The following is a 255-nucleotide window of genomic DNA, read 5'->3' as shown; positions in this document are numbered from 1 at the left end:
CACTGTGGTTAGGTAATATTTATTTAGGCGAATCGCAGTTATTAGTGAACGTGTTAGAGCCAGAAACAGAAAGCTGGGAAACACGAAACATCGACCTAAGCACCGAAGATGGCTACACCGGTGAAGTTACAAGCTTAAAGTTTGACTTAGGCCATGTTGATGTTGATTTTATTGAAATAGGCAAGCGTGGTGTAAACGATTTAGCACTCAATGATATAACCGCCCGTGCCACCATGCTAGAAAACGACATAGACG

The 255-nt window shown here is 42.4% G+C and carries 1 protein-coding gene; it reads left to right on the top strand.

Annotated features, from left to right (window positions below):
* On the top strand, positions 1-255 hold a 255-nt coding region (locus SB749_RS20080; protein ID WP_410711859.1), incomplete at both ends, for a hypothetical protein.

The organism is Brevibacterium sp. SIMBA_078 (assembly GCF_046534565.1).
Lineage (GTDB): Bacteria > Actinomycetota > Actinomycetes > Actinomycetales > Brevibacteriaceae > Brevibacterium.
The sequence above is the reverse complement of the archived record's forward strand: the minus strand, read 5'-3'. Positions and strand labels throughout refer to the sequence as shown.